Here is an 11,515-nt window from a genome sequence, read left to right as displayed (position 1 = left end):
ATATATACTTTTTATATATAAAAAGCAAAATGTTTATATTTAGATATAAACAAAAGAATAAGGAAGGAAATATGAAAAAAGTAGATGACAATGTAGTAATTTTCGGAATGGAAAATTCTAAGAAATTAGCTGATGAAATTGGTCAATTTTTAAATAGAGAAATTACACCGGTACAAAAAATAACATTTGCAGACGGGGAACAATTATTATATTCAGATACAACCGTTAGAAATAAAACTGTATTTATTGTTTGCAATACATCAAAACCTGTCAATGAAAATTTAATGAGTTTATTAATTTTTATTGACTCATTAAAAAGAGCGAGCGCAAAAAGAATCATTTGCGTAATGACATATTACGGATATGCACGTCAAGATAGAAAAGCAAGTGGACGTCAACCAATTACCGCTAAATTAGTAGCAGATTTATTAGAGGTAGCAGGAGCTGCTAAAGTTATTACAATTGATTTACACAATCCATCAATCCAAGGTTTTTTCAATATTCCAGTTGATGATTTGAGAGGTCAATTTATCTTTTCTAATGAACTTAGAAAACGTGAAGACAAATTTGTCATTGTTTCACCTGATCACGGTGGTGCAGTTAGAGCAAGACAACTTTCAGAGCTATTAAATACTGGCGAACAAATTGCTATTATTGATAAAAGAAGAACAGGACCTAATGTTTCAGAAATTATGGGTGTCTTAGGTAATGTAAAAGACAAAAATGTAATTATCTATGACGATATTATTGATACTGGTGGAACAATAATTCACGCTGCAGAAGCTTTAAAAGCTCAAGGTGCTAAAAAGGTTATTATTGCAGCAACACACGGGTTATTTTCAAAAGGATTTGAAATGTTTGAAAATAATGAAATTATCGATGAAGTTATTATTACAAACTCAATTGATCACAGTTCAATGTCTCATTTTAAAAAACTAAGAGAATTGTCAATGGCACAATTTTTAGGAATGGTTATACAGGCAAATATTAACAACAGTTCAATAACTGAAATATACGATGCTTACAGCCACGGAAACTAATCAACTATTCACAGAGCATTTAGGTAATGTATCAGAAGATACTCTTAATAAACTTTATGAATACTATGCATTAATAGAAGAAGAAAATCAAAAGTATAATCTTACTGGATTTTATAATGAAAAACTTATAAAAGAAGGTTTGATTGAATCGATTTTAATTTTTAAAAAAATTGATGCAGATATATTGAATTTAGATTCTAAAAGTATTTTAGACATAGGTAGCGGTGCGGGATTTCCAATCGTTCCCTATTTCATTTACTCGCCAAATTTTGACTTAACCATTTATGAACCCCAACAAAAAAGGGTAAATTTTCTTAACCTAGTGATTGAAAAATTAAAGCTAAAAAATATTAAAGTAAAAAAACTTAGAGCTGAAGAATCTTCTGAATTTAATACATTTGATTTCATAAGCGCTAGAGCTGTTAGTGAACTTAAAAATTTAGCAGAGATTTCACATAAGTTAGGTAAACAAAATTCAACATTTTGCTTTTTAAAATCTAATAATTATGAAGCTGAAATTAATAATGCTTTATGAATAAAAAATAGACTAAATTTAACATTTGAAACTTTAAAATTAGGTGTATTTTTTTCGATTGAAAATAATTTAGTTTACTATAAAAAAACAATTAAAACCCCTCCTGATTTACCAAGAAAATGAGCGCAAATAATAAAAAATAATCTTAAATAAATCCTAATTTTTGTCAAGAAATAACATAAAAACTGCCTTAAAATTGTTAAAAAACTTGAAATAAGGCGGTTTTTTCTTATATTTTTCGCCAAAAGTATATAATTTACCATATTTATCTATACTATTTATTTATGTAATAAATAAAATATAAATTTAATGAGGAGATATTATGAAAAGATTGTTTAAAGAGGTGTTTAAATCCCTTTCTAAAAATAAAGTAACATTAATTTGTTTAACAATATTAATATTTTTAACTACATTTTTATTTACTTTATTAAACAATGTTAAAAGTAGTTACTCAGGTACAATTAATGCCTATGATAAGGTATCTAGATTACATGATATAACTGTTGATTTAGATGTTAATCCATCTGGAATTGCACCCAATTCAGGCTTTAGTCAAGTTGGCGAAGATAATAACACTGTTGTAAAATCTCCAATTAAATTTGAGTCATCTGATAATGGTTTTAATAAGACATACTCAATTAATTTATTACCATCTCAGCAAAACTATATTAAATTAAAAGACACATTTGAAAATTGAAATGTTAATAATGAAAATTACTACATTAGTACAGAAGATTTTATGAGATTTCTTTATGAAGGATCGAATTCTGTTTCTAGTGTTGATTTTGAAATTTTAAAGCCCAACCCTAATGAATCTAAAATAAGAAATTTTACATTTTCTGGTAAGGACCGTCAATTTAAAATTTATTTAAAAGATGGAAACAAATTTGTTCCACATACAGCAAAAGTATCGATTAATAAGAATCAGGAATTAACTTTTGTAAAACCCTTTAAAATAAGTGATATTGCAAATATTGGTTATGCCGCAAGAGGGGCTAATGGAGCACAAAACGAAAGTGATTTTTTATACAATCCTTCGCCTTTATTCATAAATATCCAAACTAACGAAGCATCATTTGATACTGTTGATTTTGATAAATGAAATGCTGAAAATAATTTAGTTGTTATATCAGGATCTGATGTAATGGAATTGTTAGGATTTGAAAAAGCAGAAAATCATGATAAATACTTTTTTAATGAAGAAAATGCTAAAGTGGCTGATATTAAATTAGCATCTAATTTTAAAACTAACAATATGACAATTGAAGGCAATGATGAGCTAGTTTTAAACTTTAACTTAAATTCTTATTTAGATAAAAATGAAATTAGCAAAGATATTAATCAATACGAAACATTAGCTGCTAATCAAAATTATAAAATACCAGCAAGTTGAGTAAGATCTTCTGAAACATTAACAACTTATAATTGATATCGTTATATTTTGAACTGAAATGAATCAAGCGACGAAAACGAATCAAACTGAAAGGGTTCGTATTTCAAATTTATTTCTGAATTTAAAGAAAAATATCCACAAGATTATAAAAAATATTCATATTTTACTTATTGAAATAAAACCTTGGTTACAACATATAAAACCAATCTTAACCAAGAAGTTATTACTAAAACAGTTCCAATAACAAAAGAAGATACATTAACAGTGTTTAAAAATCCATGAGATGGCGGAACTGAAAATTCAAAAATTCCTTCTGAAAACAAGAATATTGAAAGAAAAAAATTACACAATATTAAACAAATTGAATTTAACGAATTTGGTGATTCATTAATTTCTAATGAGCAATATAACAAAATTTCGAATGTTAATAATTTAAAAGAGCATCAAAATTTTATTCGTTCAGGTTCTGATAATTATGCCAAGACTTCAATTATTAATGACATTAGAAAGCAAGTTGGAGAAGAAAATCTTGGTATTAGACAAAGTATAACTGTAGAAACCGTTAATGAAGAAACAGCGCAAAAGAATGTTTACCATTTTGTTAATATGGGTGATAAAGATCACAAATTAATGGGAATAACACAAAATGTTGATAAATTATACAATGACACTCTAAATCCATCAGTTCTTAATTCTTCAATTACAGATACCAACGTTGATGAGTTTATTTTGAAGTCAAACCCTAATTCGAATTTAATTCAAAAAATCCCTTCTGTTTACACATTTTCAATTATTCAAAAAATATTTGAAAAGTTTACACCTGATATCAATTATTTCAATCCTGATATTAGATTTGAAAAATATTATGATTTCTTAGCCAAAACAGAAGTTCCTTATTTAGTAAATGGAAAAATTTTAGGTATTACAACTGCAACGGCAGAACCTATGAATCCAAAAGGATCAACTTTAATAGGGGCAATAGCAATGCCAAGCAAAGGTCGCTATATTTTATTAAAATATTCACCAATAAAAAACTTTACAGAAAGAAATGTTTGAAATAAGGTTTTAGTTGATGGCAAAGAATATTTAACAATAAATGAATTATACGAATTTATGGTTAAACAAGATTACACTGTTAGAGGTGATATTGGCCCTAATGGTTGAGCTCAAGTTAATCCAACATTTAAAAACTCAATTAGTTTGCCAATTGCGTTCGGTGCTATTTCAAGTGATTTAACTAATGAAATTATTCAAAAGAAAACAATTAACGGATTAATTGAAAGAGTAAGAACAATCATTTTGAGTTCCGATATTGCTAAATTATTCAAAAAAGACGATTTATACCGTGTGTTTAATGCAGTCTCAAAAAGTGTTGAATCTAATGACTTTCACACTTTATTAGCTGTAGGTAAGACAAATAACTTTATTTTACAAAAAGTAATTTTAGACGTTATTAAATTTTTAAATGAACCAATTGATCATAGTAAGAATAAGAATTTAGAATTCAATAATATGAATGCTAATACCTTTATAAAAAATATGTTAGGTACAGTAATTGATTACTTTGAGAATATTTATAATAATTCTTCTTCGACGCCAGCTGGCCGTGATGAATATTTAATTAAGCAATTAGAAAATTTAAACAATATAATCAACTTAAGAAATTTATATGTAATTCCTCAACTTAAATTAAGTTTATTTGATTTAATTAACCTAATAAAAGATAAGTCAATTATCTTTAGTGTTTTAAAAGGGATTATAAATTCAATTGACTTTGTGAAGTTTTCTGCAATAGTTCAAGACTGATATGAAAAGCATCCATATAAACCTTTCACATCTCAAAAAGATACTTATTGAACAATGTCTTCTTCAAGATTGTTTATTAGCTTTTTAAGATCTGTCGATGAATATGCAATTAAAAAATCAATTCAACAAATTATTAACGCTGTAGATTTTTCTAAATTTTTAAGCCCTGAATCACCTACTGGATACTATCAAAGATGATTAGTTGCTAATGAGCTTGCTCAAGTTAATTTAAGCCAAGAAACTAAAAATAACGTTAAAGAAATATTTAATAAGTTAAATGGAGCTGAGGATAATGAACAACCTTATAGCAATATTAATAAAGGTTTATTTAATTTAATTAGTAACTTTAACTTATCTCGTTTTACATTATCACTTGAAGGTTTGATTCAACATCAAAAATATCCAGTTATTGCTAATAATAAAATTTATCCAGATTATAATACTGAAAGCATATCTCAACCTGATTATTTAGCTTCGTTTTTAACATCAATAAACTCGGCTGATATTGAAAATGTAAATAGCGGTAAAATTTTACAAATTCAAAAAGCAATTAATCAAATATTTAACTTATCTTCAAAAACTGATAATGTTGTTAAAGAGTTAAATATAGCAATTCCTGCTCAAGATAATAAAAAATTATCTCTTTTAGATTTACCAACCCTTTCATCATTAGCATTTCCTAGTTCCGTTGCAAATAGCGACTTACCTACTACAATTACATTACCAATAAATAGATACAATGTAAATGATATTAATAAAGTCTTGTCAAAAATTAGAGATGCTAAAGAAAATAATGGTTCGTTAAAATTAACCGAAAATGAATACAACTTTATTAGAGGTCCGATTAAAGCGAATAATTTAGACATTTCTAATTTACAAAGTTTAGAAAATAAAATTATTGAATACCGTGATTTTGTTTCAAAATTATTTATTACTAATTATTTACCGCAAAATGGAAAATATGATTTTGATAATCGTGGACTATTAAATAAAGATATTAAAACTTATGGTGATTTAGCTTATCGTTCAGCATTGATTAATCCAAACGATCCATTACACAAAAATGACGGAGAAATATTACAAACATTACATAGCGTTTTAGCACGTAATTTCGTTGGTGATATGTTAGGCTCTGGCCAAGAAGGAATTATTAGAAATCAATTGGCAATGTATAGTCTATGAATAAAAATTGCTTATCAACTAAATAGATTAGCAATTGCTCATGAAAAAACCATTACCGACCCAACAACTGGTGATAAATATTTGGATTATACATATGAAAAATTCTTGAGTTACGACCAAATTAGTTTAATACTAAATGAACTTTTGAACACTGCTAAAAGTGCTGAAATTAAAAACTTAATGGCTAATTACGACGCTGTTATTAATCCTATTCCAAGTATGGGTATTTTAGGAAGTGACAATAACTATCGTTCAACACTATTAAAAATCGCATACGCAAATGCTTCAACAACACATGCAAACAAAGAATTAATTAAGGCAATTAACGACAGCCAAACATTTAAAGCAATGTTTGATAAGCTTAAAAAAATGGGTATTAATGATGAAGTTATTAAACTAATTAAAGACGTATTTATTAGAAATTCAAATGAACTTTCATATAACTTTGGATACATAGCTTCAGCTGATCAAATGCCAACATTTTATTTAGAATCATTGAATACATTTTTATCTTCATTTATTAAAACTACAAATAAAGAATCAAATACTCAATTGCAACCTTTAGTAACATCTGATTTTATTTTTGATATTTTATACTCACAAACTCTAGAGTCAACAAATTTACCTGAACATTTATCATTATTAAATATTCCAAGGAACTTATTGAATCCATTTACTTTCATGAGCTTCCCACAAATTTTGATGTACTATGTTTTAAGCCCAAATCCTAATGAAGGAAATCTTGGCTATATTGTTAAAAAACTTTTAGATAACCTTCAAGGTGCAGACATTAAAGATATTAAAAACCAAATTATTTCGATAACACAATCATTTGGTTCTGGTCCTATATTAATTGAAAGTAAAAGCGATGAAGCTGTCAACTTAGATATTTCATATTTTAATTACTTGCTAAATCAAAAATTGGTTGCTCCAAACGGAAAAGACTTAGTATTATTCGATTTAAATATTTCAGAAACGATTAGAAATGCTTTGGCAGACGTTATTAAACCAGTTGTTATTAGTAACTTAATTTCATACACAGATTCCGGTTCATATTTTGCAAAAGTAAATTATGGATACATGAATGCCAATAATAAAGAAGTTTATACAGGCGACGTTACACAATATTTATCAAACCCTTATAAAATGCAATTATTTATTAGCTCGCTTGAAGATAAATATAAAATTAAAGTTAACAGTCAAGAGTATTTAATCATTGGTATTGACGGTACTGCTGACTATCTATATCCAGTTGTTAACGAAGAAAATATTCAAGTTAACACCAAAAACCAAGCTATTATCTATGTAAACTCAAAAGGTTTTGACAGAATTTATTCGGCTTATCCTACATTTGCTGTTAAAACATATGCATTAGTTAAATCACCAACCAATGCAAGAGGCAGGGTTTTAGAAAATAAAACTCCAGAAGAATTAAAAGTTGAATTTAACAAAATTATTGATAATGTTGCGCCAAGTTCAACTAGAAAAGTTTATTTAAAAGATGAACAAGATAATATAAACCCTGAAAGATACATCAGAGTAATAACTATTAGATCAATTGTCTCATCAATTAGAAATGCAACAATTTATTTAAGTACTATTTTAACTATCTTGGTTGCCTTTATTGTTTACTTTATTGTTAAGAGATACATCGAAGCAAGAAATAAAGTTGTTGGTATTTTAAGGGCCCAAGGGTATAAAACAACAGAAATAGCTCTCTCATTCTGTGCATTCGGTTGATTGCCAGCTGGTATTGGTGGTTTATTTGGCTATATTTTAGGATTTGCCTTACAATTACCTGCAATGAGAGTTCTATCTTCGTATTGAACGCTAGAAAATAATGTAATACCGTTTAATGCACTTACGATGATATCGACATTATTGGTTCCTATTTTATTTGTTTCGGTGTTAATTTATATTATTACAAGAATTTCAGTATCAAAAAAACCGACTGAATTAATGAGCGGTTTAACAGAGGTTTCAATAGGAAACATCGGACAAAAGATTTCGGCTTTATTTAGAAGATTACCTGTTAAAGCAAGATTCATAGCTTCGATGGCGTTGAATAATTTCTGAAAAATGTTTTCACTATTTCTTGCCTTTTCAACTACTTCATTAATTTCGATGTTCTTCTTATCATCGAATAATGTATTTAATAAGGCTATATCGAAAACATATAAAGATAGGTTATATAATTTCAAGCTCGATTTAGAAAGCCCTACAACTGAGGGTGGTCCATATACAACATATAATAAAAATGACATTAACAATTTGTTATATGTCCCTAACGATTTAGCGGGTGGAACATCAACGAATGGAAGCCAATTGGATTATGATAACCCGAACTTTTTAAGACCTGGTGGCTCATTTAATACTGATGTTATTCACCATCCTTATGATCCTACAGTTATTACAAAATCTTCATTAGACATTTTGATGGATTTATCAGTTGAATTATCACCTTGAGATGTTACATATGCAAACATGCCAGAAACTCAAAGAGCGCGGGTTGCGCAGATATTTAAACGTGTATCAATCGAAATGCAAAATACTCAGTTCTTAATCGATTTAAGAAAATTAAAAGCGAACAAAGACTACACAAATATTATTAACGGGTTATTAGACGATGATGATAGCATAATCGCCGTTAGAGATATTAAGAAATTTATTGAAGATCATAATTCAGGAAAGCCTGAAGATTTATCAAACAGAGTAAGTTACTTTAGATTCGTGGGTCCAGGTTACTTCGATGATGGTACTGAACAATCTGGCGGTGATGGCAAAATTACTGAACAATTCAGGTTTGTTGAATGAGACCCTGTCAATGAAATATATCTAAAACCTAAAAAAGTAACAACAGCAAGGTTTAGACAAGAATATCGTAATTTTCTAGTTAATGCATATCGTAAAATTAATAGCAATGATTTCTTCGTTTCATTTGGTGGAATTTTCTGAAACGAACCTACAAATGAAAAATATACCTATGCAAAAGCATTAATTAATGGTAAAGAAAATAGAATTTATGGATATTACGACGATAGTAAATTTGTTAAATTAGAAAATAAAAATGGCGAAGATTTAACTAAAAAATTACGTGAATATAATTATCATTTTGATAGCAATGATGCAATTCCAGTTGTTATAAATGAAGTTGCCTTACGTAAATATAAACTAGATATAGGTTCAGTATTTTATGGTGAATTATTGAACCACGTTGATAGATACAGTCATAAAGCTTTATTACAACAAGCTCCAAGAACTGGATATAATTTCAAAGTTATCGGAATATCACAAACATATATCAATACTGAAATTTCAACTAGAAAAGATATTTTAGACCACATTCTTGGATACGACACACTAAGTCAAAGATTGAAAAAAGCTAGAGAATGAGAACTTGAAAAAGATATATATTTAAACCCTGAAAATTCTGAAAAAATTAAAAGAGAATTTGACAGAAAATACGATGCATTTAATGGTGTTTTATCAAATGATAATACTCCTGTTCAAACAATCGACACTTTAACAACATATTCATCAACAGGATTCTGAGGTGCGGCCGCTTCTTATGATGTTGATTCATCAAGCGACCAAAGCGTTTGAACATTCTTTAAGAGAATATTTATTTCTAATAAGAGTTTAAATTACGTTTCTGTATATGAACATAATGTTAAAGCTTATAATGAGGCTCACCCAGAAGCTAACCTAGATTACAAAACTCAGTTATTTAAATTGCTAAATATCGATGAAGAAAAATTCCAAGAAATTGTTAAAGAAGCTAATGCTAATGAGAAATATAAAGTATTGGCACGTAAAATACTAACTAAATTTTATGGAACTCAACCAGATTCAATATATGGTAAGAACATAATGTATGGTGCTTCATTCGATGTTAATAGTAAAGATATCGAAGCAGGATTTACAGCAGGTATATCTAATACAATTAATACTATCTTAGTAGCGTTCATAATTGTTTCGTTAGTTATTTCAATTATTATTTTAATTGTTATTACTAATATTATGATTGCTTCAAATCAAAGATCAATAGCAACATTTTCAGTGTTGGGTTACACTAACCGTGAAAAAATATTCTTATTCTTCTTTAACTTTGTTCCAGCAATTATATTAGCTTGTGTTTTAATGATTCCAGTCACACTTTCAATAATTGCATTCTTTAATGCGTTTATGATGGTAACAAGTCAAATTGTTCTTCCGTTAGTATTGCACGCCTCAACAATTATTTTAAGTACAGTAATTTGTTTATCAGTATTTATTGCAACTTCTGTTGCTACATGAAAGAGTCTAAATAAAGTTAAGGCTGTTGATGCCTTGAAAGGAAAATAATGTCTAAAGAAAAAAAATCAGTGACTAAAAAAAGTAAAAAATTAGTTGATGAACAAACTTTGCAAGATATTAATCTAATTAACATTAAGAAACATAAAGAACCTTTCGAGGTTAAAGATGAAGGTGTTAAAATTAAAGTTTTAGACGCTGCCACACTTAAAAAATTCAAAAAGGCTAATAATAAGCCAAGAAAAAAAGACGCCGACTATAATCAAAAAAATACAGGCGATAATATTGTGGAAGTTTCCGATGTTAAAAAAACATATTTATCGGGTAATGTTGCGACTGATGTTTTAAAAGGTATAAGCTTTGAAATTAAACGTGGCGAGATTGCGATATTATATGGTAAATCAGGTTCTGGTAAATCAACACTACTAAATATTATTAGCGCATTAGATCGTCCAACTTCGGGTAAAGTGATTGTTAATAATGTGAACTTACCTTATTTAAGTGATAATAAACAAACTTTATTTAGAAGAGAAAATATTTCATTTATTTTCCAAAACTATAACCTATTGCAAAATTTAAATAGTTATGACAATGTTGAATCTGGATCATATTTGCAAAAAGATAAATCAAAGCATTTGGATATTAAAAAATTATTTAAGGATTTTGATTTACAAGAATGTATGTACAAATATCCTTCACAAATGTCCGGAGGGCAACAACAACGTGTTTCAATTTTAAGAGCTATCGCTAAAAACTCTGAAATACTTGTAGCAGATGAACCTACTGGTGCTTTGGATGAAAAAACCGGTTTAACAGTTTTAAAAATATTGCAACAAATCAATCGTGATTATGGAACTACAATTATCGTTGTTTCACATGATCCTGATGTTGCTAAAATGGCTGATAAAGTTATTTATTTAGAATTAGGTCATATAAAAGAAATTGCAATTCAAGAACGCGAATGATTAATTGAAAAAAATGCAACAAATTAATTTTTAAAAAGACACGAGTTATATCTCGTGTTTTTATATTGAAAAGTAGATTAGAATTATTGAAATTTAATTAATGTAAATTATCATTAATTAGTTAAATCTTATGCTTTTATGAGGAGTTTTATAAACCTAGTTTAATTACAAATATATGTTCATAACGTAAGTTCTATTAAATAAAAGGTATATTTATTTAATAATGCAAAGCTAAATTATAACTAGTTAATATGCGACTGACTATATCTTGAAAAATCAAAGAGCTACATTTGATCGGCAA

General features: G+C 27.7%; 4 protein-coding genes. All 4 read left to right on the top strand.

What is annotated here, in order from left to right; all coding sequences use genetic code 4:
- Nucleotides 1-71: 71 nt before the first annotated feature.
- The 4 genes from AB5V95_RS02230 (at nucleotide 72) to AB5V95_RS02215 (ending at nucleotide 11,241) form a co-directional block, all read left to right on the top strand.
- Nucleotides 72-1,040 (top strand): ribose-phosphate pyrophosphokinase, encoded by a 969-nt coding sequence (locus AB5V95_RS02230; protein ID WP_027122827.1) that lies wholly within the window; start codon nucleotides 72-74, stop codon nucleotides 1,038-1,040.
- Nucleotides 1,018-1,728 carry a 16S rRNA (guanine(527)-N(7))-methyltransferase RsmG gene (gene rsmG, locus AB5V95_RS02225; protein ID WP_369085748.1) on the top strand — a complete coding sequence of 237 codons (711 nt, stop codon included), beginning with the start codon at nucleotides 1,018-1,020 and terminating at the stop codon, nucleotides 1,726-1,728. The genes AB5V95_RS02230 and rsmG overlap by 23 nt, the downstream gene beginning before the upstream one ends.
- Nucleotides 1,729-1,897: 169 nt before the next feature.
- A complete protein-coding gene (locus AB5V95_RS02220) occupies nucleotides 1,898-10,300 on the top strand; it encodes an FtsX-like permease family protein (RefSeq protein WP_369085747.1) in 8,403 nt (2,800 codons plus the stop codon).
- Entirely contained in the window at nucleotides 10,300-11,241 is a 942-nt protein-coding gene (locus AB5V95_RS02215) for an ABC transporter ATP-binding protein (RefSeq protein WP_036476057.1), read from the top strand. The genes AB5V95_RS02220 and AB5V95_RS02215 overlap by 1 nt, the downstream gene beginning before the upstream one ends.
- Nucleotides 11,242-11,515: the final 274 nt, after the last annotated feature.

It is taken from the genome of Metamycoplasma spumans, from assembly GCF_041026625.1.
Lineage (GTDB): Bacteria > Bacillota_I > Bacilli_A > Mycoplasmatales > Metamycoplasmataceae > Metamycoplasma > Metamycoplasma spumans.
Note: the sequence above shows the minus strand (reverse complement) of the source record. Positions and strands in the feature narration are given on the sequence as shown.